This is a genomic window from Sphingobium sp. AP50, from assembly GCF_900109095.1.
Taxonomy (GTDB): Bacteria; Pseudomonadota; Alphaproteobacteria; order Sphingomonadales; family Sphingomonadaceae; genus Sphingobium.
Map to the genome: position 1 here is coordinate 19,197 of NZ_FNYZ01000018.1, position 26,034 is coordinate 45,230.

The window sequence follows — 26,034 nt, forward strand, 5'->3', positions numbered from 1 at the left end:
ACACGTCCACGCCTAGCGACACTAGTGTCGCCTCCTGCGCAAGGAAGCCTTTGCGCCACGCTGCGACCAAAATATCACAGCGCGTCCAAACCGCTTTCGTCACTGCAAATTTACATACATCCCGCCATCGACCAGCAGTGCAGCACCCGTAACGTAAGCAGCCATGTCCGAAGCGAGGAAGACAATTGGACCGGCAAGATCCTCTGGCTGACCAAGTCGGCCAAGAGGTGTGCGCGCCTCCATATATTCCCGCTTCTCGGCATCTTTTAGGTCATCCTTATTAATCTCAGTCAGGATGGTGCCCGGCAAAACGCTGTTGCATCGAATTCCAAACTTGCCGAGCGCAATAGCTGTTGATTGCATCAGAGAATGCACGCCCGCTTTTGTCGGCGTATAATGCGTCTGATACTCTCCGCCGACTAGGGCGGAAATGGAGGAAACAGCGACGATCGACCCGCCATGCCCCTGTTTGACCATTTGCTGGGCGGCCGCCTGAACCATGAAATAGGCACCATGCAAGTTCACCTGAAACGTTTGCTCCACTACCTCAAGCGGAATGTCGAGAAAAGCATGGAATGGGCAGATGCCCGCATTGCTGATCATCACGTCGACCTTGCCAAAGGTTTCCACCGCTTTTGCAACGAACTCTTGTGCAGTCTGCGGATCGGATACGTCGCCTTTTACCGCAATCGCCGTCCGGCCAAGCTCCTTTATGGCCTCGGTACAACTGTGCGCTGCATCATCTGCATGGAGATAGTTAATAGCCACGTCAGCGCCATGCCGAGCGGCACCTATGGCTGCGGCTCTACCAATCCCCGTAGAAGCGCCTGTTACCAAGACTGTCTTACCCTCAAGCAATTTCATCGAATTTATGTCCTCCCGCCTGCCCAAGCAGGTCACCGTAATGCGCGCGGCCAAACATGAACGCCGCTGTTGATATGGAAGCCGTACTGAAAGCGAGAACGGGTGAATGGACCTCAATCATTAGGTCGAACTGCCGCAACAGCTTTTCAGCAAGTACAAAATAGGTGGGATCAACCATCCCCTCAAATCAGCATTTGACGTTACAAATCTCATCTAATAACACTCTATCCCACAAAATGAGAAAAACAAGGGTGAAGGAGAGGGACAGCACGATTCTTCCGATCATGCCACCGCCCACGCCACCCCGACGTTATCGCCATTTTGGCCATATTTTGAAAGTTTCCGCCGTACGTTCCCACATATTGGACGTCGGCGCCATTCAGGGAGTGTGTGCGTGCCGATCGTGACCTTGCCGAAAATCAAGCATGTGCGGGCCTTCACCGTGCGCGGTGGCGGTGCTGACTATCATGACCAGGGCGAAGGCCACTGGATCGACGATCATATCGCGACCCCGATGTCGAAATATCCGGAATATCGTCAGTCGCGCCAGAGCTTCGGCATCAACGTGCTGGGCACCCTGGTGGTGGAGATCGAGGCGGAGGACGGCACCGTCGGATTCGCGGTCACAACCGGCGGCGAACCGGCCGCCTATATCGTGGAAAAGCATCTGGCCCGCTTCCTCGAAGGGCGCGCGCCGACCGATTATGAGAAGATCTGGGACCAGATGTATTTCTCGACCCAATATTATGGGCGCAAGGGGCTGGTCATAAACGCGATTTCCGGCGTCGATCTGGCGCTCTGGGACTTGCTGGGCAAATTACGGCAGGAACCGGTCTATCATCTGCTGGGCGGCGCGGTGCGCGACGAACTGCAATTCTACGCCACTGGCGCACGTCCGGATAAGGCCAGGGAATTCGGCTTCATCGGCGGCAAGATGGCGCTGCACCATGGCCCGGCCGAAGGTGTCGAGGGCCTCAAGAAGAACATCGCCGAACTGGCCGACATGCGCTCGAAGGTGGGCGATGATTTCTGGCTGATGTGGGATTGCTGGATGGGGCTTGACGTCGACAATGCCACCCGTCTCGCCATCGCCGCGCATGAGCTTGGCCTCAAATGGATCGAGGAGGCGATCAGCCCGGACGATTATTGGGGCTATCAACAGCTCAAGCGCAACGTGCCCAAGGGCATGCTCGTCACTACCGGCGAGCATGAAGCCACCCGCTGGGGCTTCCGCATGCTGCTGGAAATGGACTGCTGCGACATCATCCAGCCCGACGTCGGCTGGTGCGGCGGCGTCACCGAACTCCTGAAGATCAGCGCGCTGGCCGACGCCCATGGCAAGATGGTCGTGCCGCATGGCTCGTCCGTTTACAGCTATCATTTCGTCATCACCCGCCACAATTCGCCCTTCGCCGAATTCCTGATGATGCATCCGGGTCCAACGGAGGTGGTGCCGATGTTCCATCCGCAATTGCTGGGCGAGCCGGTGCCGGAAAATGGCCGGATGAAGGTGACCGCGCTCGACAAGCCGGGCTTCGGCGTGGACCTCAACCCCGACATCACGATGCACCGCCCCTATACCCATTGATCTGACAGAGAGACTGACCCCATGAAATTCGTTCGTTTCGGCCAGCGTGGCCAGGAAAAGCCCGGCGTCATCGACAGCGACGGCAACATCCGTGACCTGTCGGCTGTGATCCCAGAACTGACCGTCGCCACTCTCGCCACCGCGCAGGCGGCCGACATCGCTTCGCTTCCGATCGTGGAAGGCGAACCGCGTTACGGCGTGCCGGTCAAGGGCATCGGCAAGATCGTCGCCATCGGCCTCAATTATGAGGATCATGCGATCGAATCGAACTTGCCCATCCCGACAGAACCGATGATGTTCATGAAGGCGCTGTCCTCGCTGAACGGCCCGAACGACGAAGTCGTGCTGCCGAAAAACAGCACCCATGGCGACTGGGAAGTCGAACTGGGCGTTATCATCGGGCAAACCTGCCGCTTCGTCAGTGAAGAGGACGCCCTGTCGAAGGTCGCGGGCTATACCCTCGTCAACGACGTGTCCGAACGTTTCAACCAGAAGCAGCGCGGCACCCAATGGAGCAAGGGCAAGGGGCATGACACCTTCTGCCCGGTCGGCCCGTGGCTGGTGACGCCCGATGAAGTCGGCGATCCGCACAATCTTAACATGTATCTGAACGTCAATGGCGAACGGATGCAGACCGGCAACACGAAGACGATGATCTTCAACGTCGCCCAGCTCATCTCCTATGTCAGCGAATATATCACCCTCTATCCGGGCGACCTGATGATCACCGGCACGCCGCCGGGCGTGGGGGAAGGCAAGAAGCCCAGCGCCATCTACCTCAAGGCCGGTGACGTCATGGAACTGGGCATCGAAAAGCTGGGCGTCCAGACGCAGGCCGTGTCGCAATGGCGTCATTTGGGTGATGAGGTGCTGGGATGAGCGTCTATGCCGGCCGTTTCGCGGGCCGTAACGCGATCATCACCGGCGGCGCGTCGGGCCTTGGCAAGCAGGTCGCCGCGCGCATCGTCGCCGAAGGCGGTCAGGTGGCGCTGTGGGATCTCAATCCCGATGCGCTCGCCGCCACCAGGAATGAAGTCGGCGCGGCCCATGTCGTCGCGCTAGACGTGTCGGACTATGCAGCCGTCGCCGCCGCCGCGAAGGAAACGGCCGCAGCCCTTGGCAAGGTCGATATCCTGATCTGCTCCGCGGGCATCACCGGTGCCACGGCCACGGTGTGGGACTATCCGGTGGACAGCTTCCAGCGGGTTATCGACATCAACCTCAACGGCCTCTTCTACTGCAACCGCGAAGTCGCGCCCTTCCTGCTTGAAAATGGTTATGGCCGGATCGTCAACCTGGCCTCTGTCGCAGGCAAGGAAGGCAATCCCAACGCCAGCGCCTATAGCGCGAGCAAGGCTGGCGTGATCGGTTTCACCAAGAGCCTTGGCAAGGAACTGGCCGGCAAGGGCGTCATCGCCAACGCGCTGACCCCCGCGACCTTCGAAAGCCCGATCCTGGCGCAACTTCCGCAGAGCCAGGTCGATTATATGCGCTCGAAAATCCCGATGGGCCGCCTTGGCCTCATTGAGGAATCGGCCGCCATGGTCTGCTTCATGGCCAGCGAGGAATGCAGCTTCACCACCGCCTCCACCTTCGACACGTCGGGCGGACGCACCACCTTCTGATCAAAGTTGCGCGGCGCGACCGGCCAGCAAGAGCCGGAGCGCCGCATTTTTCCCGGAGAGCGATGTCCTTGACGCCCACCCATGATCGCCGCGCGCTGCTGACCGGATTGCTCGGTTCGGCCTGCGCCATGGGCATGGGGGGCATCGCTCCGGCCAATAATATGAAGTCGCGCCCTCAGCGCCTTTCACCGGAGAGGTCCATGATCCCCTTTGTCGATGCCCATATCCATCTGTGGGATCTGAACCACATCCGCTACGACTGGCTCAGCCCGCCATTCTCGGACGATGGCCCCAATGGCAGCGTCGAATCCATCGCCCATGATTATGGCGTCGCGCAGTATCGCGCCGACCTGGCCCGCTGGAATGTCGTGGGTGCGGTCCATGTCGATGCCGGCGCGGCCGCCGACAGCGCGCTGCGCGAAACCCAGTGGCTCGATGGCCTCGCCGCCATTGACGGCCTGCCCACCGGCCTCGTCGCCTTCGCCGCGCTCAATGACCCCGACATCGACACGCTGCTGGCGGCGCAGGCCGCACATCCCCGCGTCAAGGGCATCCGCCATATCGTCAACTGGCATCCCGAACCGAAGCGTACCTATGGCCCGGTCGACCTGACGCTCGACCCGCAATGGCAGGCCGGCTATGCCCTGCTCGCCAGACACGGCCTCTCTTTCGACCTGCAATGCTATCCGGGCCAGATGCCGGGCCTCGCTCCCTTGATAGAGCGTCACCCTGATATTCCGGTCATCCTCAATCACATGGGCATGCCGGTCCTAACCGACGCAGATGGTCTAAACGACTGGCGCAGGGGCATGAAGGCGCTTGCCGCCCTGCCCCATGTCGCGGTCAAGCTGTCGGGCATGGGCTTTATCCGTCGCGACTGGACGCTGGACAGCATCGCACCGCTGGTCCGCGAAACTATCGACCTGTTCGGCGCCGACCGCTGCGCCTTTGCCAGCGACACGCCGACCGACAAGCTGTTCGCCACGATCGATCAATACATGGAATCTTACCACGCCATCGTCGCGGATTTCGCACAAAGCGATCGCCGCGCCCTGTTCGGCGGCAACGCCAATCGCCTCTATCGTCTGGGACTTGACCTATGATCGGAAACCCCCTACTCGGCGTCCTCTTCCACTGGTTGGGTGGCCTCGCATCGGCCAGCTTCTATGTTCCGTTTCGTGGCGTAAAGCGCTGGAATTGGGAGATTTACTGGCTGACCGGCGGTATCTTCTCCTGGGTCATCGCGCCCTGGTTCTTCGCCTCGGTCCAGACCAACGATCTGATGGGCGTCATGGCACAGGTGCCGTCTTCCGTCATCGGCTGGTGCGTCTTCTTCGGCATCCTCTGGGGCTTTGGTGGCCTCACTTATGGCCTCACCATGCGCTATCTGGGCCTGTCGCTCGGCATGGCGGTGGTGCTTGGCCTGTGCACCGTGTTCGGCACGCTGATCCCGCCCATCGTCGACGGTACGTTCGTAACGGAGATCGCCGGCACGCTCCACGGCCAGATCGTCCTGTTGGGGCTAGCCATTACGGTGCTGGGCATCGTCGTCGTCGCCATGGCAGGCGCGCGCAAGGATGAGGCGCTGTCTTCCGAACAAAAGGCCGCCGCCGTCGCCGAATTCGATTTCAACAAGGGCATCGCGGTCGCCATCTTTTCGGGCATCATGTCCTCCTGCTTCGCCTTCGGCTTGGCCGCCGGACAGCAGGTCAATGAACTCAGCCGCGCAGCAGGCACCGGTCCGCTCTGGGTCGGCCTGCCGACCTTGTGCATCGTCATGTTTGGCGGCCTCGTCACCAATGCGCTCTGGTGCGCGTGGCTGATCGTGAAGAACAGGTCGGCGGGCCAGTGGTTTGGCGCACGCGACGCATCGGGTCAGCGCCCCGCGTTGCTCCCCAACATCCTGCTCTGCGCGCTGGCGGGGACCGCTTGGTATTTCCAGTTCTTCTTCTACACCATGGGTGAAAGCCAGATGGGCCGCTTCGGCTTTTCCAGCTGGACGCTCCACATGGCCTCGATCATCATCTTCGGCACCTGCTGGGGCTTCGCCTTCCGCGAGTGGAAGGATGCCGCCCCTGCCGTCCGCCGCATGGTGTGCAGCGGTATCGCGCTTCTCATCTTGGCGACTTTGATTATTGGATACGGAAATAAACTGGCAGCCTAGCGGCCTGGTTATGACACATCAGTAAGAATGCCAATGCGGATCACGCGTGACGTTTTGCCTGATGAGGTTCGTCATCGCGCAAATACATCCTCAAGCCCTGACCACACCTCCTGCAAGAGCTGAAATTGTGCGTTCTACTGAGCCTAGCGAAACGCTACGGCATCAATGACCAGACTGTCCACAAATGGCGCACGCGTCAGAACAGGCGCTTCTGTCGGCCTTTTCACCTAGGCTGGCATCTAAATTAGGAAGAACGCGCGATCATCTGCGCTGGGCGAAGGACGACAGGTGTTGCTCTGGATGACCTGACCTTCATTTGCTGACGCTGCCTGCCAAATCTCAGTTGTGACAGTATTGCAGTGTGCTCTAGGCCGAAGGACTCAAACGACGAACGCCAATACCACGCCAGGACAGAGGCGCTTCCAGGACTTTGACCCGGGCTTTGTCCACGTCGACATCAAATATATGCCCAAGCATCGCATCCGGATGGCTAGACCCGCAAGCGCTTCCTTGATGTCGCCATCGGTTACTGCTCACGCTTCGTCCATCTCGAGGCTTACGACACTCAGAAATGTCGGCAACGCCATCACCTCCCTCAAGGCTGCCAGAAAGGTCTTTCCTGTCCCATTCCCCACGTCTTGAAGGACCGGGAGCACCGCTTTACCGTTGACGATTCCGAACGCACATGTGCGAAAATCGAGGTCATTCACCGGACTACTCAACCCTGTACCCGGCAAACTTGTGCCGTGATCCAATGCTTCAACGGACGCATCGGCAGCGACGTTGTGGGCATCAACGTCGCCGGCCATGATGTCCTCGAAATTGTACTCATCTACTTGATCACGCCTACAGCCGGAACCGAACGCGCCTGCTGAACGGCACCTCACGGTGAGGGAAATTAGAGAAAGGGGTCGGCCTTATCGCACCCTTGCCACTCCTCGTTCAGGCCGACAGCATCGGAAGATTTTATGACTCTAGTCGATGACGTTCTAATTTACGCCAATGATGTGACGCTACCAAACAGCGAATCAAGCGCTACTGACGTGACCCCCGGATTTCCTCCAGTCGGGATTAGAGCCGGGCAGCTTTGTTGCGCATGAGCGCGGGTTTGAAAGATGTCGCCGAGCCGGTGACATAAAACATTAAAGGCACAAGATATCTACGTAAGAGCAAATTGGGAGGCCGTAGGGACCAGCAAGGGTGACCGTTGGCATGTGAGAAGGCCGCACTTCCGTCGCCTGTGTCTCGGTGTAGCCGCTCGGAACGATGATTGCCTGATACTACAACGGCGGTCGTTCCCGCTCGAACTTTTAGACGATAGTGATCGGCAGGGCGCGTTGGTGGAGCCGTAAATCACGTTTGGTGCGACGAATGTGAGATGTTCAGCGACCGCCACGATCGCGTCCGCGCAACCAGAGGGCAACCTTGATGCGAGGATATTTTCCCTATTACCTTTGCGTCTATCGCTTTAACGGTGGGTAGGTTCGCTACCTAATTGTATTGAGTATCGCGTAATGGATGATAAAAATCCAAAAAATAATGGTTGGGGAGGAGCCGTTCATGTTCCTATGCACTATGTGCTTCGACAATTGCGCTTCGCATACCGTTAAGGGCCGGGGAAACATGGAGTATAATTTGATGAGAACTCTTTGTGTTGTCATGGCCGCTGCACTTGGAGCCGTAACAGTCCAGGCAACTGAACAAAAGAGTAATCGGATATCTAAAGAAGGCAGCCGCCCGACCTATATGCAGGCTAATGCTCCAATTGAGGAACGCGTCAAGGACCTCTTGGCTCGCATGACGCTCGAAGAGAAGACGGCACAGTTGCAGAGCAGCAGCCCAATACCCCAGATACCAAGCATGCCGATAGGCCCAACTTCGTCATTCGGGATTTTCAAGGACGGGAAAGTGAACGATGCCGTGGCTCAACGCGCCTTAGGAAACGGGATCGGCGTCTACACTAATTTGTCGTTCGCCGGAACGGCAATATCGGCGGTAGCTGGGGTTCAGCAGCAAAACGCTATTCAGCAGTGGGTTATGACGAATACTCGGCTAAAGATACCAGTCATGTTTCGGGCGGAGGCGCTGCACGGTGCGGTAGTGACTGGTGCGACGAGCTTTCCGCAAGCAGTGGGGCTTGGTAGTACCTGGGATCGAGAGCTGATCCGCGAAATGTTCGAAGTCGTTGGCCGGGAAGCACGCGCGGGCGGCATGTCGGCGGTGCTGGCCCCAGTCTTCGATCTTGCGCGTGATCCTCGCTTTGGCCGGGTAGAAGAAATGTACTCTGAGGATCCGTACCTTGTAGGCGAGCTAGGTGTCGCGGCGGTTCAAGGACTTCAGGGTATCGATTCCGACAGGTCGGCAATTGACCGGAACCACGTCATGGCGACTGCAAAGCACTTTGTTCATGGCCAGCCAGAGAGCGGGACCAATACAGCGCCCAATGATTTCAGCGAACGGACAATGCGAAGCATTTTCTTTCTGCCATTTGAAAAGGCCGTTAAGATCGGGAAAGTCGGCGCAGTGATGCCCTCATATAATGAGAATGATGGCGGCATCCCAAGCCACGCTAACAGATGGATGTTGAAGGACGTGCTGCGTGGTGAATGGGGTTTCAATGGTATTGTCGACTCCGACTGGTTCGCGGTAAGTCAGCTCGCTCGGTCGCATCATGTGGCAAAGGACCTTCCCGCAGCCGGTGTACTGGCGTTCAATTCGGGCACCGACATCGAGTCACCGACATCTGCCAGCTTCGCGACGTTAAAAGACGCAATAAGCGCTGGTTCAGTCCGAGAAGAAGACATTAACGTCGCAGTCTCTCGCGTTCTGACTATGAAGTTTCGACTTGGCTTATTTGAGCATCCTTACACAGACCCCAAGCGACCGGCAGCTGAAGTTGGTGCACCTGCAAATAACGCTCTTGCCCGAAAAGTAGATGACGAATCGATCATTCTGCTCAAGAACGCGGATAAATTGTTGCCAATAGACGCGGCGAAGATAGGAAGTATTGCGGTCATTGGGCCAAACGCAAACAAAGTGCGGATTGGCGGATATTCTGCAATGCCACCGTATTTCGCATCTGTTCTCGACGGTATTCGCGAGCGCGTTAGCATCGAATGCTCCTAGCAGGCTGTTGAAGAAGTCAGTGGCTTGCGGGTACAGGTGTGATTCACTCTGAGACGGTTGTAATCTGAGGTTGCGGGATGCGCGGAACGGACCGGCGTACGGGGCAATTGTTTTCCTATATCAATCTGGAGGCAAGGGTACTGGCTGACCATCCGCTTCGAACCATTCGCGTGATCGCGGACGACGCGCTTGGTGCGCTGTCGCAGGATTTCGCGGCGCTCTATTCAGGGATGGGGCCCCCATCGATCGCTCCGGAGATACTGCTTCGCGCGATGCTGCTGCAGGCCTTCTAATCGGTTCGCTCGGAGCGGCAACTGATGGAGAGGCTGGAGTTTGATCTGTTGTTCCGCTGGTTCGTGGGCCTGGACGTCGATGAGCCAGTATGGGATCACTCGACCTTTTCCAAGAACCGCGACCGACAGCTGGCTGGTGAGATCGCCGCCAAATTTCTGACCGCGATATTGGATCACCCGCGCGTTCGTCGGCTGCTCTCGAGTGATCATTTCAGCGTCGATGGCACACTGATCGAAGCTTGGGCGTCGATGAAGAGTTTCCGACCGCACGATGGTGGTGACCGCGAGGGCGGCAATGGCGGCGGCCGAGACGGCTTTGCCGACTTTCGGGGCGAGAATCGATCAAACGACACGCATACAAGCACCACCGATCCCGACGCGATGCTCTACAAGAAGGGCCCAGGCATGGAGGCAAAACTCTGCTTTATCGGTCATGGGCTTATAGAAAACCGGTCGGGGCTTTTGCTCAATGCCCGGCTCACTCGTGTCTCGGGCCACCCTGAGCGGCTTGCCGCGCTGGAGATGATCGAGCCCTTTGCCGAGCGGCCGCAGGGCATCACGCTGGGCGCCGATCGCGGCTATGACGCGGCGGATTTTGTCGATGAACTGCGCACGCTCAATGTCAGACCACATGTCGCTCAAAATGTCAGCAGGCGACGGTCTGCGATCAATGGACGCACGACCCGGCATGCGAGGTATGCGGCCAGCATTCGGGCGCGCAAACGCATCGAGGAAGCATTTGGCTGGATCAAAACCATAGCAGGCCTGCGCAAAGCCAAGCTACGTGGCCTTGCCAAGGTCGACTGGGCTTTCACCTTCGCAGCTGCGGCTTACAATCTGATTCGGCTGCCAAAGCTGTTGGGAGTACCGGCTTGAGCCTCGAGGGCAAATGGCGCATAGTCGAGATGCCTGGTTTCCCGGCTGACTATCCGGATCTTGTCGAGGCAGCCTATATCCTGTTCGAGAAACTGGGTGGTGGCGAGTTCGCCTTCGGCGCCTGCACCGGGCATATCTGGGAAGCCAGCACCGCCGAAGCCACCAGTATCGACTTCTCTTGGGATGGCAGTGACGAGATGGACGAGGTCTGCGGAGATGGAGACGCTGAACTCCAGCCCGATGGATCACTCCATGGCGAAATTCGGTACCAACATGGCGACCAGCTTCCCTTCATCGCCCGAAAATGGACTTCTTCAACAGCCTGCTAGGGAGACACGAAAGACATCCGCATATTGGAACATAGAACTATATTGTCAGTCGCCGATGGCCGGAAAGCGCCTTGGCCAGACGCTTCCCGGCAAATCTTTAGCCGTTCAGCTTGTCCTTAACCGCCTTGGCGGGCGTAAAGCCGAGCTTCTTAGCGGCTGCAATCTGGATAGTGGCGCCAGTGGAAGGGTTGCGGCCTTCTCGAGCCGGCGTGTCCTTGACTTTGAACTTGCCAAAGCCGTTCAGGGAAATTTCTTCGCCCGCTGCTGCGGCATCGGCGATCGCAGCGAAGACCGCGTCGACCAGCTTGCGGGCATCCGCCTTAGAAAGGCCGTTGTCGCCGGCGATCTTCTCCGCGAGATCCATATTGTTCATGGCTATATATCCTGTGTCGTTTGGACGGCGGACATAGACGAGAGTGCAAGCCCACGTCCACAAGAGACCTGATCCGCCCAAGACTGGATCTCCGTGCATCCCCAGCACGGCCAGCCCATTCCTGCGATACTGGCTTTTGCGAAGCAGGATACAATCTTTGGCAACTACGATGATGCCATCAACGGCGCATGATGAGACCAAAATGGCTACGACGCCCAATGATATCCTGATCGTCATATGTCCGGTCTGCGCAACGGCTCATCGGTTACCACGCCAAAGGCTGGCCGCAGGCGGAACCTGCGGCCGATGTCCGCGACCTCTATTCGCCGGCGAACCTGTCATTCTGACGACCGCCAATTTCGACGCGCATGCATCGTGGTCCGATATTTCGCTGCTCGCCGATTTTTGGGCGATCTGGTGTAGCCCCTGTGGTCAAATGGCCCCCGCGTTCAACGCTGCGGCCGGACAACTCGATCCCACATGTGGCTGGAGAAACCCGACATCGAGGCGCATCAGGCGATCGCGGGTCGCTATGCCATCCGGTCCAATAGCCAAGCGTGAAGTGCATACGGCGGTAGACATTGCCAAATGCGGCCTTGGTGATCGTGGCTGTGTCTGGTGGACCGACGGCGCAGCTTATTATAACCGCCCTTTGGCGCGCAATACGCCCTATGCCGATTGGTGCCGCTTTTGACAGACGGGCTTTACGCACCGGATTGTCGGCCCGCTCGATCCAAGCCAGGCCATGGTTACTTGTCTTTCCCATCCGCACGGCGTTGTATCGACCTGACAAGTCATGCTGGTCGAGGGATCTTTGTGATCAAACTGGAGCGTCAAGATCGAGAAGATCCTGCTCCTCTGCATGCCGATCAAAATAGTCGGAGACAAATTCGCACAGTTGCACGACCTTGGGCCCCTTCTCCCGAACATCCGCCAGCAATCAGCTTGCTGGCAATGCCCTGCCCTGCGAGGGCCTCAGGTACCTGGGTGAGCCAATGCGCCATAACGTCGTTCATAGGCCGCGATTGCCATCCTTCATGCGCTCATATCAGATGCCGCGCCACCAAGCATTGACCAAAAAGACCGAGCTGCAGCGCCCATGAACAGAGGCTTCACCTGTCATTCATCGGAACCTACTATTCCGTGACGATTGCTTTCCCCTTTTCAAGCGGCACTTCTCTGCAACTTCGGCCCCACCGCGGACCTTGCTCCGGCGTGGCATTTTTATGTCCTCGGCTTTGATCACAATAGCCCTTGGGACATTCCCTTGATGATTGCTTGTCTGCACGCGACCACCCATAGGGGCCGCATGGACCAAGAAACTTCCGAACTGATCTCCCGTATCATTGCGCGCGCGCCGCAGTGGCTTCGCCACGACCTGTCGTCGAAAGACCTCAATGTTCGTGGACGGGCCGAAGAAACGCTTGCCGCTATGATCGTTGATGCGCTGTCACACGGAACGCCACAGGGGCAGGAAGGTTAAAAGCCGCATGGGAGCCTCTCGTGGAGTATCTGTCTTGTTCAGACGCCTTTTCCTCCCTGCCCTTCTTCTTGTTGCTTGCTCCAACGCAGCCTGTGCTTCGGACAGCGAGCAGCTGACCATATATTGTGACGGCGGTCGAACCTTCCTTGCTGACATTAGCGCGGAAAGCGCGTTCGTGACGATCGGAACCCGCACAGTCGCGCTTCAGCGCCGGGACTCGTCGCTAGGGCGGCGGTTTGATGCGACGGGCGCTGCACTGATCGTAGATGGCGAGATGGTCGCTTTGGTACTCGACGACGATATCAATTTTCAAAACTGTCGATCAAATGGAGCCGACTACCAGGTTCGGAACACCAGATGAACTCGCGACCGGATTGGTTCGGCCATCGGTGAGGAGCAGAACTTTCCTCGATCGTTTCGACGTTATCCGTCCACTCAGGTCGCTCGCATTGAAGCGCTGCGGCGGAAGTATATTGATCCGCAAAAATTATCTGCGTTCTTCCGCTCGTCAGTACTTTTGTCGTTGAGGCCCAAAGCGGCCCCGACGGTCGCTTGCCATGATCATTGCAATGCCCTTTGCATATTGCATCTGTCGCCAGCGAGTGGGGCTGTGATACATGCCGATGGCCCGCCAGAAATCTTTCCCTTCATGGAGCGCCGAGAGGAATATCCATCTTGCTGCGTCCACATTGAAGCAGGCATCATGTCGGAGCCAGGATCGGACCTGTGTTTCATTGCGACCGATCTGCCGAGAGATGCGAGGCACCCACCAGCTGTTGACCTGCATCGGGCCTAGGTCGACGGAGCCGTCCGAGTTCCTCATTTCGGCGCCGATCCATCCCCCCTCCTTCCTCCTTAAGGCCCACAGGGTTTGATCGAGCCATCGCCGCCCGGACGCCGCCCGACGGATGCATTGACGGATCACCCTTTCCTCCCCTAGCACGTCCCGGCTCTTCCCCTGGCCATGGACGGGCTCGGCTTGTGCGATCAGAGTGCAAGCTACGCCGCCGACCAAAAGTATTGCACGAGCCTGCCCAATCATCGATCCCGCCCTCGGTTCCACCGTACCTCAGTCGTCCGACCTGGCTCTCTGGGCCGCGAGATCTTCGGCTGCGGGTTGTTTCGAAGCATGCTTTCAATGAGCGCCGTGAGAGTTTCCGTCGCGCGAAGCCCGGCACCGGCCAGACCCTCCCGGTCACGCCCTCGATCACGGCCTCTTTGCTCGGAGCGCAGAAGGGCCAGCTCACGCCGCTGCATTTCAAAGAGGTCGCGTTCTTGCTGGATACGGGTAGCTTCCCTTTTAAGCCGTGCATCAGTACCGCTTCGCTTGATGAGATCCAGCCCTTCCAGCGACGACGTCTTCTGGCCGGAGTTGCGCTTCAATTTCTCCACGAGGTCCGCTCGGTTCTCGGTCCAGAGCGTCACGCTGGATTCGGCACGGGTGATCGCAGTGTAAAAATTTTGCCCCGTCACCAAGGGAGAGTCGACGGGAGCGAGGACAAAAACGCGCGGGTAAGTTTTCGATTGCGAGGAATATACGGTCTCCGCATAGCCATGATCCCACGTTTTGTATCTCGAGAGGTCGACCTCCTGTCGTTTGCCGGTTCGATCCCATCTGATCGTGGCTAGGTGGCTATCCAGGCGCTCGACCGTGCCTCGCTCGGCATTTTTCACACCCAAGTTCTTCGTCGCCAAGCGCCATTGTATTCGGTCGCCCAGCGCGAGGCCGCGATCCTGTACGTTAAAAACGTTGACCATGGAGGCGCGCGTGCGCCGAGGGTCCCATAGGATAATGCGCCCCTGCTGATCCTGCAGCTCGACAAGTTCGCGCCCATTCCCTTCAAGCCTGCGGCCGATGACCGCGTATTCGATCTGCCGGACAACCCCAAGCTGATTAACGTCACGGCTGAACATGACGGCCTGGCCTTCATAATAGAGGCGAGCCATTCGGCGCTCCTCACTCGTCATGCCGGCCGGCGCGAGGATTTTCAGCGACACTTCGTCAAGACCGATGACGCCTTCCTTCTGGAGCCCGCGCCGGACATTGGCGTTCACTGTGATCCGGGTCGCATTGTCGAGAACAAGAATGTTCGTTGCTGCGCGTGTTTCGGTGGGCAGATGCATCCATTGATCGACAAGCTTTGTCGCAAGCTTGCTCGCTTGGTCCCCGCTCACGACCCCTTCCAGGAATCCAATCGCTCGTGCATATTCTCCAAGGCGTGCCTCCTTGACCGCCTTCATCATCTTGTCACTGTTCCGCTGCCGCAAAGATACAGCGAGCTCTGCTTTGGGCAGTCCGAGCTGTTGAAGAAGCCAGAATGCCTTCCCTTGTTCGATCGCACCAGTTTGCTTGTTGTCGCCAAGAAATAGAATTCGGGCACCCGTATCTCGACTGACTTCCAGGAGACGCAGGGCCTGTCGATTGCTGAGCTGCCCGGCTTCATCGACCACTAGGAGATCGCGAGCGTCCAGTTTCTGTCCGCCCGAGACAATTAGATTCATGACTGTCTGCGAGGGAATATTCGCCTTCTTCCCAAGCTCAGCTGCGGCTGATGACGTCGGGGCGAGCGCTTGCACTCGAACATCTGCATCCGCCGCTGCGACTAACGCCCTCACAAGGGTCGACTTGCCTGAGCCTGCTACACCGTGGATTCCGATCAGGCGGTCGCGGGATGTCGCGAGCATGGCAAGCGCCCGCTCTTGTTGAGACGATAGCGCCTCCCCCTCGAGGACCGACAGTAGGCGATCGGTTGATGCCAGAGGTCGGGTGTCGTCCAATGCCATGGCTAGGTGCTTCGACAAAGTAATCTCAAGTCGGGCAGTTGCACGGCTCGTGCGCCCGCGCGTCAGGATAGCATCTCCGGTCTGGGTCCGCGTGGCAAGAAGCTTTTCCCGTTCCTCGTGCTCTTTCACGAAAGGAAGGACGTCGCGGAGGCTCACTTCTCCCACATGGACGGCAAGTCCGGACCGGATCAGCTGTCCCCGACTATTCACCGCTTCGCGCGTTTCCATATTCCGGATACCAAATAATGCAGCGCGCCCCGCAACGGCGCGACTGCCCTCATGGTCGATCACTCCGTCCAGGTCGGCAGCGGCCTTCACATCATGAAGCATGTCCAGGATGGGCCCCGCCTCTTTGTCCCAGCGCTCCTGCAGCCCTTCCACAGACGTTTTCTGTTTGGCCTTGCGGGTTTGATAGAAGGAAGCGACGCGAGCGGCTTGGCCCTTGCGACCATGTTCCTCCGCGTGGCCGTTAATCTGCTCGGCGCGCTTAGACCATTCTGCGATAAGGCTCTTGGGCACACCCTTGATTTCGAACAGCCCCCGATGCGGATCGATTTCGAGTTTGAAACCATGGGCACGCAGCTTTTGGGCAAGCCCATTCCGATATATTTGCCCGGCAACCATCTGCTCGGCGAACATCGCCCGGGTTTCCATGCTGGTCATCGCCGCGCCGTCCTCGCGGTCAGTTATGTTCATCACAACGACATGGGTATGGAGGTGAGGATCGAGTTCGCGGCTGGCATGTTCAGTGAAACGCGCCGCGATGATCCGTCCAGTCGTCTCGTGAACGATCTCTCCTTGTCGCCGAAAGCGATAAGCTGCATGTTCTTCCAGCCAGGATATCGCCTCACCAACGGCCTGCTCGTGCGCTTCGAGCACGCGTTGATCCTGCGCCACCAAGGCCATGATCGAGACGGACTTGGGGGCGTTGACCGCAAAGTCCCATCCCGGGTGGTGCTGGATCGTGCCATCGGCGCCCCGTCGGCCAAGTTGGCGTCCGGCAACCCTACCCGCCAACAGTTCCTTGAATGTGGCAGGATCGACAGTTCCCTCAAGGCCCAGCTCGGCAGCGACCTTGCCCGCCCATTCGCTGTGCTCCTGGGACCCCTTCGTATAATAGTCGCCCACCGTGTAATAGCGGGCGATGTTGCCGGCCGAACCGGACAGGCGCCGGGGATGAATCATGCCGGATCAGCCTCTCCCGGAGCCTCGTCGACCCGGCCATGCCGCAACAGCGGAACCGTTCGTGCGCCGGCTCGCGCGCCGAGCATGGATGGACTGGGTGATACAGCTTTCTCCCGCTTGCGGTCCGGATTGGATGTCTCCGGGGTTTGCCCCAAGGGCAGCTCAGGCGTAGGTAGATCGGACCGGGAAGCGGTCGGTGGTGGTGGCGATGCACTTTTGCGTGCTGTTTTCGAGCGACTGCGCCCCCGCGCCTGAACGCTTTGCGCTGCCTGTTCTTCTGCCGCGGCACGGGCGTCCTGGATGATTTCATCGGCCAACGGGAGCCGAATGGGCAACCTGGTGCGCTCGACGAATGCAGGCACGACATTCGTGATCGGATTGAAGCGATCAGCGAAGCGGATAACAGGGAGGTCGCGACCAAAGCGTAGGAATCCCGACAGATTGGGAAGGTTCGTGACCTCCGTATGCATCACAAGCGGGCGAGTTACCTGCATGCGCGAGAGGTTGACCCCATCACGCATATCATTGACGCCGTAGGACATGCCCTCGTTCGCTTCGATCTGCTCTACCAGACCTAGATTTTCCGAGACATGCTTTGCTGTTGGCGTATCGTTGGCGCGCAGCGCTATCCAGGTTGAGCAGTAGCCAGTGATCGCCGCAGCATCCTGAATGCCATAGGTGGCTTCAAGCTGGGGATAGGACTGAAAGCCAAGGATGCCGCAGCCACCATATTTGCGTGCGCGTGCGAGAAAGTCACTAAGCGAGGGAAGTCGCTGGAGCGTTGGTAGCTCATCGATAATGCAGTAGAGTCGCCGTTCGGGGTCGGGCTTCATGCTCATGATCGCCCCGATGGCGATGTCGATCCAGACTGTGATGAGCGGCCGCAGCGATGGAAGCTGATCCGCCTTCACAGTGATGAAAAGCCAGCTGTCATCCGTCTCGTTCTCCACCCAACTGCGGATCGAAAATCCGTTGGTGGTGTCATCAAGATAGGCAAAGCTGCGCATGACCGAAGCAAGCTCTGCCTGGATGCCGGCAGAGGTCCTGTCTCCCTCCATGCTGATGAAAGCAGCAGCCTCGGTTCCCTCTGCAAAGGCAACAAGATCCTTCAGGCCCGAACGAAGAAGGCGATCGAGCAGGATGGATACTAACGTGTGTTTCTGCCTAGCGAGCTTACGCAGAACCCCGACCAGCGTTCCGCGCGCAGCCTTCGCCCAAAACGGATCGCCCGCCTTGTCGGGAATTGTTGACTGAGCGATTTGATCATAATGATACTCTCGAGGGACATCGACCCAGGGCGACCAATGGTCGGTCCGTTCGTCTAGGGGATTGAGGAGTATATCTTTCCCCGGCCGGTAGAATTTCTCCACGAAAGAGCCGGCGGTATCGTACACGATTGCTCGCTTTCCGTTTTTCCTTATACCCTCTAGCATCGTGGTGATGATGTTGGTCTTGCCGGTCCCAGGCGCTCCGCAGAGCACAATATGCTCCGGCTCGAACGCGTGCGGCATTGCAACGCCGCCGATCGTGAAACTGCCCTTCCGGTGTCTACGCAAAAGCTGCCGGATTGATCTGGCGGTCCCGAACCGGGCTCCCCGGAGAAACTGGTTCGAGCCGAGCCCCCGACCCGTTCGCGTGAAATAATACCAGGCCCATCCAAGCGCGAGTGCAGCGCCGATCCCCCCTATAAGGGAGCCGGTTATGAGCGCAGATTCGCCCGCTTCCAGCGTTTTTCGCGCCACCCCGGAGTTCAGCAAGGCATCCGCTGTCGTCCAATATTTGTGACCGCCGGGCGTCTGAAACTGAACCGGGTCGGCCGCACCCCGTGTCGCATCTTTGCGAAATTCCGCGAGCGCCAGTTGAACCAGCACATATCGCTGATAGGCGGTCAGTGTCTCAAAACAGTACCACAGAATACCCATGATCCAGAGCACCAGACAGGCGGACATTGTCTGGAAAAAGACCTGGGTCGTCATGCGGACGTTGTGCACGATTGCCTGTCCGCCGCGGGTCCAGGAGCCCAGCGTATCGTTGCGGAAAATACTCATCGTCCCGCCGCCCGCGTGCCCGAAATAGGCTCCAGTTCTGGATCGAGTAGGCCGCGCTCACCAAGCAGAGCACGGGCTTCGGCCATCCCTTGTTCGAGAACTTCTGGCGAGCGTTGCCCTACAGCGACGACGAGGATGGATAGGATCTGGATGCTGGTGGCGAGAATCTCATCGTTGGACGAGAAGATATAGCCGCGATTGGGTTCAGCAGCCTGCGCCAGAACCAGCCTGACAAACTCCGAGAGGCTAAGGTCGGCCGCGGCGGCACGACGAATGAGGCGCTCATGGAGCCCCTCCTCGATCCTGAAATTAACTTTGACCACAGAGTAGCTCCAATAGCTGGAGCCCTGCGGATGTCGTGAAGCGCCGCTCTTATAGCCTTGATTGATCTTCGGTTCAAACCCATCGGATGGAATACATGTATTCCACTCAAAAATGGCAGATTGCTGTGATTTATGATCCTGTCGATCCCTGCATGTGGGCCATGGGCCACAGATACTCGAATTTGGTAAACACCCGTATTCAATCAAAGATCATTGATTTTATGTCGAATTTCACCGCAGCACCCCGTGCGTAGGGTGCATTACACTCGGCCTTGGCCGTGCGTCTGCCCCTCGCAGCGCCCCGCCGCTGCGCCTGCCATCAGACGGCCTTGGCGGACCTTCCCCATCGTGGCAGATGTCGCCCTCGGGCATGACCGCTCTGGCGACACTGTTGCAAGCGCCTGTGCTTTGCGGAATAGTTGCAGATGGCGGGCAGACCCTTGGAATGAGGAGTCGATACATGCCCAAATTGACGGAACGCGAGCGGCTCGCAAAGATAGAAGCCGATCAGCACAATCTTGCTCGCGAGGCGGAGACGGTGCGCCGGGCTTTGCGCGCGCAATATGGAAAAGCGGCGACGGACCTTGCCGTTGAAAAGCTGAGCGAGCGCGAATTTCGCGATGTGCTGTCGCAGGCCATTCGGGTGGGTGGCGGCGCTGCGATAGCAGCGCTCAGGCAATTGCCGGCGTTAACCGCGCCCCCTGCCCCGCCGCCACGCGGGAAGCCTGTGGAGGCGCAACGCAAGCCGCAAAGCGCTGCGACGCATGGCGAGGCCAAGCCCCTGTCTGCAGACCAGCCCTAGCGCAAAAGGACGCGCCTGCGCACGACTAAAGGACCGCCCCGCATATGCGGGACGGTCCCGTTTTCTGTCGCCATCCCATCTATGCCGCGATCACATGCCGCTTGCGTTTGATCGGAATATCGGGTGCCTGATCGCTCGAAAGGAAGACATGAGTGGGCACCCGATGCCCGCTCTGGGGGTTGAACAGTTCATAGAGGCTTGCCTGTATCCCCGACCCTTCGCACAGGATCGCCTCGACCGGCATCAGCGCGGCGATATCGCGATTGCGCTTGAAGCCCGCGCCTTTGCCGCGGCCATAAATGCCAAAGCTGACGCATGGTATGCCCCGTTGCGCGGCCCATGCCGCAGCTGCGGCATCCACCCCCAAGCGCTGGCCGGTGGTGACAAGCACCATATGCGGGATGCGCGTCCTGATCTGGTCGAGCCGATTCCAGATGATGCGGCCATCATGCCAGCTTTGCGGGCCTGAGACCACGACGATAGGGCCTTGGGGTTCGTAGCGTTCCCGTCGCTTTTCGGCCCGCACGCGCAGAAAATCGAGTGCGGATATCTGGCTTGCGGTGGTGACATGGGACGCGCGCGACCCGCGCGCGGGGGACCATGGTCGCCCTGCGCAGGTGCGGAACATGGCGGCGGCATAATCCCGCATGGCCTCGATAGCGGCGCGTTGCTCGGCTGTGGACTGGCATTCCAGCTGAGTTTCTTCCAGTTCCTTGTTGAACACTTCGCCCGGCTCTGTCCGCCGCGCCATGTCGCGGATCGTGTCGGCCAGTTGATCCTCGCGCCGCTCCAGTTTTCCGGCCACGAAATGGAGTGAATTGACGATGCCCCATGCAATTTCCGGGGCCAAGGGTTCCAGCCGGGTGTCGGTGAACAGGTCGAAAACAGACGCGATGATGCCGCCGCATTCGGCTTGCGCGGCGATGGGTTCGGGCATGTTGAGTTCGGCGGGCTCGTCGCCACGTTCCATGATCGTCAGCGGGACAGGGTCACCGAACGACGCCAGAAAATCGGAGGTGGCGATGAGGTCTGCATAGAGTTCCGGAAGGTCGGCAAAGCTGCTAACGGTCCGGTAAGTCGTTGGCTTGCTCATGGGATTTGCTCCTGTTGCAGGGATGGCGGCCAGGGCCGGGCTAGCGTGACGACACTGTCCCGGCCCGCCTCATTGAGGGGTCAGAACGGCACCTCGTCATCGAGGTCGCGTGCGCCCCCGCCGGTATATTCGCCGCCCACGCCTGCGGTGCTGCCGCCTGAGAAGCCGCCGCCCTGCTGTCCACCATAACCGCCCTGCCGTTGGCTACCCCCGGACCGTCCGCCAAAGCCACCGCCCTGCGGCTCGCGCTCCCGCTCCCGCCGCCACTGGACGTCAAAGCCATCACGCTCGCTTCCAAAAAGAGCAATCGGCAGCGGCTCGCGGAAACTGGGATCGTCAATCATGCCGGACAGAAATTTCTCTTCGCTACGCGTCATCTTGCGTTCCCAGACAACGCCTATCTGGATCTCGTCGCCTGCACGGTTCGTTTCGAAAAGCTCGTAAAGCGGTGCAGTATCGCTTTGCCGATCTGTCACCTTGCGCATGATGAGGTTAGGAAAATGCAGCTCGCGCGTGGCGATCTTGCCGACGATGTCATTCATGCGTTCGTCAAATTTGAAGCTACCGATCTTCATGACTTCATCCTTTCATCCAAAATGCGGGCCTGGGCCTTCTTGTCCATCCGCATTTTTAACTTACCCTCTCCGCTCCATAACGGCTATCATATTGATTTCTTGACAGAATTCTCATCGTACCTGGTGAGCCCGAGCACGAAACTGTCGCGTAGCGGCCAAAATGACGCACCGGTCGCCTGCGGCCGGTTCCTCATCGACGGAGAGGGAGCGTGGACCGGCCGACAAGTCATCGCACCCGGAGCCGCCCTCGCAGGTCCCAAGGCGCAGGACCGGGCTCTTGGCCACAACAGGCACGGGAGGGGCTTAGCGTAGCCTGGTGAAAAGGGGCCGGCGCCGCCGCTGAAAAGGACAAACGCCGCCGGCCACTTTTCGCCTGGCGAAGCTTGGCGCCGACGCAACTCGTTGTGGCCGAAACCGGGTCTGCAACGCAGTGGACCCTGCGAGGGCGGCGAAGGGGGGATGGATTGTCCGCCGGCTCCACGAACCATATCGCGCACCGCGCGATTCCATAGGCGAAGCCTGAACAGGCGCAGCCCGCGCTCCGGACACTGCCCTCAGCGGATCAATGCCCCTGCCCCACCACGCCTGCGGAAGGGATCGTTACGGCAAAGCCGCCAAGACCCCAAAGGGGCTTGGTCGGAGCGCAGCGGAGATAGAGCCCGGTGCCCGGCGCAGACGGGCATCCGCCCGCGCACGATCCCCGGCCCGACTGACCACAAAAGGCCTCAACCACCCAGGCGATCAGCCTGCCACAGAACCGATCCAGAGCAGTTCGAGATGACTGGCGCCGCGCTGCCACCCTTCGATCTGGACAGGCCGATCCGCGTAGTCGGCCAAATCCTCGCCAGCTTCAATCCGCCATACAGTGCCGTCCGCCTCTTCAAGCCATGGCCCCCGCTCGCCCAGCCGCATCACCCCGCGCAGTCGCAGCGGCGCCTTGCCCCCACTCACCGGAGGATGTTCTCATATCCCGCCAGGAACGGATCAACCCTCAAAGTAGCACTGGAACCAGGCGCAAAGATGAAAAGGCACATAGGCCGCTCATGCCATAGGCACGGGAAGCATTGCAATCCTGTTCATTCTATGTTCCTTTCCCCACAAAGGACAAACCCATGATCCGCGACTATCTGGCCAGCTATGATTTCAACCTGCCGCTCGATGACGCGATACGCGATCCCGACCTGCCGCTGGTGCGCCGCAGGCTTGCAAGCCTGGCGCAAAGCGAGGGTCTGGACGGCGGCTATTATGAAGCACAGGAACTGGCCGAGGCCTTTCTTGACGCCGCCTATGAGGCCAATGCACAGATCATGGACGGGGATAGCCCGGCCCGCCTGAGGCTAAACGACATTCTCGCCCGCGACCTTGCCTACCAGCACGAACTGTTCGAAGAACTCTGCCATCTCCCCCTTGCCGACGCCGCCGCCCATTTATGCTGGCTCGCTGATCTCATGAAGACGCGCGCCGACATGGCAAGGCCGGTCGCAGAGATTCTCCGACAATAAAGCCAGCCAGACTGCCAAACGATCAGCCATTCCCCGCCGGAGAAATTGTCCTGCTGGCACAGGGGCCATAGCCTGCAAAAAACTGCTGCTCGAAAGCATCGACCTCCTCCGCCTCAGCAAATGCCTCGATTGTATAGCTTCCGCGTGCCAGATAATCGTTCGGCACCGGCACCATCCTGGTATAGGCCAATGGCCAGCAGCACAGCACGAGCCACGGCCAGCCCGCCGCAGGTGGCGCATAACGCGCAAGGGTCAAGTCTCCCACAAGGAAGGCAGATGGGCGGCGATCCAGCAGAGAGGGCGCAATCAGAACCTGGCGATCCTCACACAGGAACGCCTCGAGCTCGGACGCCTCGGCCACCGTTTCGAGGATCACGGGATAATAGCGATCAAGCGCCAATCCCTGTCCCGCAAAGCGCGATGGAATATCGACCAGAAGAATATCGGGAAGCGCCGGCAAGGACCGCCTGTAACAGACCCGCCGCGCAGCAATGTCGTCTATAAGCCGCATAAGGGTCAATTGAGAAAAACGACAGCTTCCGGTCAAGCAGAGTCCTCGCCAGATTGGCGAGAGACCATGAGACCGAGACCGTCAAAGCCGCATCACAGCGCCGAACGCGACATGCCTGCATCTCGAAGACCGGACATTTCACAATGTTCGTGCATGCCGCTCATCAGTCCTGTTGCGTCGTTGACGACCACCTGACTATATGAGGTGCAAGGACAATCCATCCTACCCGAGATGCCTGACTTTCGACACCTTCAATGATTTTCGAAATCGTTGAAGCGGGCTTTCAACGTCAGGGTCGCGTAAATCTCGAAGAGGCATTGCTCATTGGCGTCTGTCACCTCAACCCAGCGAAAAGCCATCGACTTGACCCGCTCCTTGGCCTTCTGGAACGCGTCGCTGAAATCCAGATCGTCCTGAAGGGCCAGCCTGGTGCGTCCGCCCTTCTCTTTCAAATTCCCCGTTTCATGGCGGCTGAGTTTGAAGGCGAAAGGCGCATCATTGTGCTTGCCCCGACAATGTTCGAGGTAGCGCTGGCGAAGGCGGTTGGTGCGACCGACATATAGATAATCATCGCCCTCACTAAACAGATAGACCGCGCGGGCAGGCACAGAGGTCGCCAGGGCTAGCCCACCTGAATGAGCAAGGCAGGCCAGTAATTTCTCGAGGGAGGCCGGGAGGTTATCGACAAGTGCGGCAAAACTGGGATCCATGCGAGGCCACCTATTCGATCTTGTCAGAAAGGAAAATGACTCGGCCTATCATTGATGATCGGAGCCTTTGCCCGGAAGGTCTCCGGGACGGGTCGCATATCCCCGCCTTGTGCCACCACCCTGCCACCGCGTAGGATCCCGCCATGAATCGTCCTCTCAATTCCGACGAACTCGGTGCCAAAGGTGAGCAGAAATTCGGTGAGCTCTGCCTTGATGCGCGCCTCAAGCCCAATCAGTCCGATCGTGATCGCGTCGGCTGGGACTATGTCGTCACCTGGCCGCTTCTTGAAGCCGCTCCCCTCGATTGCCGTCCCGCCCCTCTTGCCTGTCATGTGCAGGTCAAGACTGTCTGGCAAGGCAATGGGAGCATTTCCCTCAACATCGGTACGTTCGAGCATATCGTAAAGGATGCACGTCCCGCCTTCATCGTCATCTTCGAGGTCGAAGACCAGAGTCTGGCCTTCGTCGGCGCCCGCATCATCCATATCGCGGATGATTTCCTGTCCGAAATCCTCAAGCGGCTGCGGCAGGCACAGGTCGACGGGAAAGCGCCGAACAAGATCAGCTTCACGGTCAAAACGACCAAATGGGGCATCGACCTTCCTGCCGTCACCGGCGCCGCTCTCAAAGCGGCCTTCGAAGAGGCGATGCCAGAGGGAATGGCCTCCTATGGCCGCGAGAAAAACCGGCAGCTCGCGCAGCTCGGCTTCGAGAAGGGGTTCATGACGCTCGAAACGAGCGTCCAGGCATCCTCTGCCGATGAAATCATCGACGGTTTTCTTGGCCTGACGTCACTGCCGGTCATCGATGCGAAGCATTTTCTCACCCGGTTCGGCATTCCTGTCGAGGTGCCGGTTCCCTGGGACGATGGGCTCGAGACCGTTGACGCCAGTCTGACGATGAAGATGGGCCGGACCGAAGCCTGCACCGTGACGGTGACGCGCGCAGGTGATGGAGCCGTCACAACCTTCACCGGAGATCTCTATGTCGTTCCTGCGGCGATATCGGGGGAAGGCCGAATGATATTGGAAGCGCGGAGTAAGCTATTGAGAATCAGACTTGACCTCTCGCTTCGTTCAGGCAGCCATGGCAGCTCCGTCATATTTGCAGGCCTGCCGGACCTGGAGACCATATCTGCCCGCGCATCGGATTGGGCGACCTATTATCGCATTGCCGGCTGGGCCGTTTCAGAGCCGCTCACGGTCCAGATCAAAGGTCGTCGCATCAATACGCCGCCGGCGATCACAGGGGAACTGTCCCCATGCCCCGACCATGAGGAAGCACACAAGGCGGACAATGCGGCAAAGAGCGCAGAAATAGTGGAATGGGCTATGCTCAAAGCGCAGGCACCAGGCACGAAGCTTACGTCCCGACAATTATTTGATGCGGCGCCCGGGCTTGCTGTCCTGCGCGCCATGGAACAGTCTCCGCAGACTGTTTCTCCGTTAAGCTTCACCACGATCGGAGGTGAGAAGAGCAACCTGCAACCGGACTATGAGATGCTCTACCTCAACAGCGTGCCCGTGGGCGAACACGAGATCGCCTATGCCGCGCGTGTGCGCATGCGCACGTCCGAGGCGGGCGATGTCATCTCCTGGGTGTCGGACCATCCTCGGCTCGCGCATGTGCGCAAAATCAAGCCGAGAGAGAAGGCTCTCCGGAAATTCGCACGGGAAGCGCGCCGCATAACTGGCATCACGAGCTGGTTCGGACCGGGCGAGCTGGGAGACTGAAGTCGCACGACCCGCGCCGACTATTTCCCACTGAACAATGGGACAGC

Annotated in this window: 23 protein-coding genes and 2 pseudogenes; 14 read left to right on the top strand and 11 right to left on the bottom strand. The window is 58.9% G+C overall.

Features of this window, described 5'->3' with window-relative positions; genetic code table 11:
- Nucleotides 1-99: 99 nt before the first annotated feature.
- Together BMY84_RS22355 and BMY84_RS22360 are read right to left on the bottom strand one after the other, a co-directional pair.
- Complete coding sequence (locus BMY84_RS22355; protein WP_093086721.1) at nt 100-864, bottom strand: SDR family NAD(P)-dependent oxidoreductase; 765 nt, start codon at nt 862-864, stop codon at nt 100-102.
- Entirely contained in the window at nt 851-1,042 is a 192-nt protein-coding gene (locus BMY84_RS22360; protein WP_093086723.1) for a hypothetical protein, read from the bottom strand. The genes BMY84_RS22355 and BMY84_RS22360 overlap by 14 nt, the downstream gene beginning before the upstream one ends.
- 225 nt (nt 1,043-1,267) lie before the next feature.
- On the opposite strand from BMY84_RS22360, the gene rhmD reads away from it, so the two are divergent.
- The 9 genes and pseudogenes from rhmD (at nt 1,268) to BMY84_RS22405 (ending at nt 10,865) form a co-directional block, all read left to right on the top strand.
- Nucleotides 1,268-2,452: an L-rhamnonate dehydratase gene (gene rhmD, locus BMY84_RS22365; RefSeq protein WP_093086837.1), complete on the top strand. Its 1,185-nt coding sequence runs from the start codon at nt 1,268-1,270 to the stop codon at nt 2,450-2,452.
- Between the two features lie 21 nt (nt 2,453-2,473).
- Complete coding sequence (locus tag BMY84_RS22370; protein WP_093086724.1) at nt 2,474-3,331, top strand: fumarylacetoacetate hydrolase family protein; 858 nt, start codon at nt 2,474-2,476, stop codon at nt 3,329-3,331.
- A complete protein-coding gene (locus tag BMY84_RS22375; protein WP_093086726.1) occupies nt 3,328-4,077 on the top strand; it encodes an SDR family NAD(P)-dependent oxidoreductase in 750 nt (249 codons plus the stop codon). Before BMY84_RS22370 ends, BMY84_RS22375 begins: the two co-directional genes overlap by 4 nt.
- 200 nt (nt 4,078-4,277) lie before the next feature.
- Nucleotides 4,278-5,180, top strand: a complete 903-nt coding sequence (locus BMY84_RS22380) for an amidohydrolase family protein (protein ID WP_093086839.1) — start codon at nt 4,278-4,280, stop codon at nt 5,178-5,180.
- Entirely contained in the window at nt 5,177-6,241 is a 1,065-nt protein-coding gene (rhaT, locus tag BMY84_RS22385; protein ID WP_093086727.1) for an L-rhamnose/proton symporter RhaT, read from the top strand. The genes BMY84_RS22380 and rhaT overlap by 4 nt, the downstream gene beginning before the upstream one ends.
- 61 nt (nt 6,242-6,302) lie before the next feature.
- Nucleotides 6,303-7,263 (top strand): annotated as a pseudogene (locus BMY84_RS22390) (IS481 family transposase); the annotation flags it as partial.
- Between the two features lie 601 nt (nt 7,264-7,864).
- Entirely contained in the window at nt 7,865-9,367 is a 1,503-nt protein-coding gene (locus tag BMY84_RS22395) for a glycoside hydrolase family 3 protein (RefSeq protein WP_177204128.1), read from the top strand.
- A gap of 77 nt (nt 9,368-9,444) precedes the next feature.
- Nucleotides 9,445-10,536, top strand: a pseudogene (locus tag BMY84_RS22400) (IS5 family transposase).
- Entirely contained in the window at nt 10,533-10,865 is a 333-nt protein-coding gene (locus BMY84_RS22405; protein ID WP_093086730.1) for a hypothetical protein, read from the top strand. Before BMY84_RS22400 ends, BMY84_RS22405 begins: the two are co-directional and overlap by 4 nt.
- Nucleotides 10,866-10,962: 97 nt before the next feature.
- Here the strand turns inward: BMY84_RS22405 and BMY84_RS22410 are convergent, their stop codons facing one another.
- Entirely contained in the window at nt 10,963-11,238 is a 276-nt protein-coding gene (locus BMY84_RS22410) for an HU family DNA-binding protein (RefSeq protein ID WP_093086732.1), read from the bottom strand.
- A 202-nt stretch (nt 11,239-11,440) separates the two neighbouring features.
- Between BMY84_RS22410 and BMY84_RS30770 the strand changes: the two genes are divergently transcribed.
- Both BMY84_RS30770 and BMY84_RS29930 read left to right on the top strand, forming a co-directional pair.
- On the top strand, nt 11,441-11,932 hold the full coding sequence (locus BMY84_RS30770; protein ID WP_305825972.1) for a thioredoxin domain-containing protein: 492 nt from the start codon (nt 11,441-11,443) through the stop codon (nt 11,930-11,932).
- Nucleotides 11,933-12,547: 615 nt separating this feature from the next.
- Complete coding sequence (locus BMY84_RS29930) at nt 12,548-12,721, top strand: DUF6771 family protein (RefSeq protein WP_177204129.1); 174 nt, start codon at nt 12,548-12,550, stop codon at nt 12,719-12,721.
- A gap of 1,038 nt (nt 12,722-13,759) precedes the next feature.
- Here the strand turns inward: BMY84_RS29930 and mobF are convergent.
- The 3 genes from mobF to BMY84_RS22440 are packed head-to-tail and all read right to left on the bottom strand — an operon-like array spanning nt 13,760 to nt 19,061.
- Nucleotides 13,760-16,690: a MobF family relaxase gene (gene mobF, locus BMY84_RS22430; protein ID WP_093086736.1), complete on the bottom strand. Its 2,931-nt coding sequence runs from the start codon at nt 16,688-16,690 to the stop codon at nt 13,760-13,762.
- Nucleotides 16,687-18,738, bottom strand: coding sequence for a type IV secretion system DNA-binding domain-containing protein (locus BMY84_RS22435; RefSeq protein WP_093086738.1), 2,052 nt, complete (start codon nt 18,736-18,738; stop codon nt 16,687-16,689). Before BMY84_RS22435 ends, mobF begins: the two co-directional genes overlap by 4 nt.
- A complete protein-coding gene (locus tag BMY84_RS22440; RefSeq protein ID WP_093086740.1) occupies nt 18,735-19,061 on the bottom strand; it encodes a CopG family transcriptional regulator in 327 nt (108 codons plus the stop codon). Before BMY84_RS22440 ends, BMY84_RS22435 begins: the two co-directional genes overlap by 4 nt.
- Before the next feature lie 460 nt (nt 19,062-19,521).
- Here BMY84_RS22440 and BMY84_RS22445 point away from each other — a divergent pair, with 460 nt between their 5' ends.
- Complete coding sequence (locus BMY84_RS22445; protein ID WP_256215367.1) at nt 19,522-19,863, top strand: hypothetical protein; 342 nt, start codon at nt 19,522-19,524, stop codon at nt 19,861-19,863.
- Between the two features lie 79 nt (nt 19,864-19,942).
- Here BMY84_RS22445 and BMY84_RS22450 read toward each other — a convergent pair whose 3' ends face one another.
- The 3 genes from BMY84_RS22450 to BMY84_RS22465 form a co-directional block, all read right to left on the bottom strand.
- Complete coding sequence (locus BMY84_RS22450; protein WP_093086741.1) at nt 19,943-20,956, bottom strand: DUF2493 domain-containing protein; 1,014 nt, start codon at nt 20,954-20,956, stop codon at nt 19,943-19,945.
- An 80-nt stretch (nt 20,957-21,036) separates the two neighbouring features.
- Entirely contained in the window at nt 21,037-21,531 is a 495-nt protein-coding gene (locus tag BMY84_RS22455) for a DUF736 domain-containing protein (RefSeq protein WP_093086743.1), read from the bottom strand.
- Nucleotides 21,532-22,272: 741 nt separating this feature from the next.
- Nucleotides 22,273-22,482 (bottom strand): DUF5818 domain-containing protein, encoded by a 210-nt coding sequence (locus BMY84_RS22465; protein WP_093086746.1) that lies wholly within the window; start codon nt 22,480-22,482, stop codon nt 22,273-22,275.
- Between the two features lie 161 nt (nt 22,483-22,643).
- Here BMY84_RS22465 and BMY84_RS22470 point away from each other — a divergent pair, with 161 nt between their 5' ends.
- Nucleotides 22,644-23,033 (top strand): hypothetical protein, encoded by a 390-nt coding sequence (locus BMY84_RS22470; RefSeq protein WP_093086747.1) that lies wholly within the window; start codon nt 22,644-22,646, stop codon nt 23,031-23,033.
- 22 nt (nt 23,034-23,055) lie between these two features.
- Here the strand turns inward: BMY84_RS22470 and BMY84_RS22475 are convergent, their stop codons facing one another.
- Nucleotides 23,056-23,493 (bottom strand): hypothetical protein, encoded by a 438-nt coding sequence (locus BMY84_RS22475; protein WP_093086749.1) that lies wholly within the window; start codon nt 23,491-23,493, stop codon nt 23,056-23,058.
- Between the two features lie 302 nt (nt 23,494-23,795).
- Nucleotides 23,796-24,254 (bottom strand): hypothetical protein, encoded by a 459-nt coding sequence (locus BMY84_RS22480; protein WP_093086750.1) that lies wholly within the window; start codon nt 24,252-24,254, stop codon nt 23,796-23,798.
- 143 nt (nt 24,255-24,397) lie between these two features.
- Between BMY84_RS22480 and BMY84_RS22490 the strand changes: the two genes are divergently transcribed.
- Complete coding sequence (locus tag BMY84_RS22490) at nt 24,398-25,987, top strand: hypothetical protein (protein ID WP_143075129.1); 1,590 nt, start codon at nt 24,398-24,400, stop codon at nt 25,985-25,987.
- The last annotated feature ends 47 nt before the right edge of the window (nt 25,988-26,034 follow it).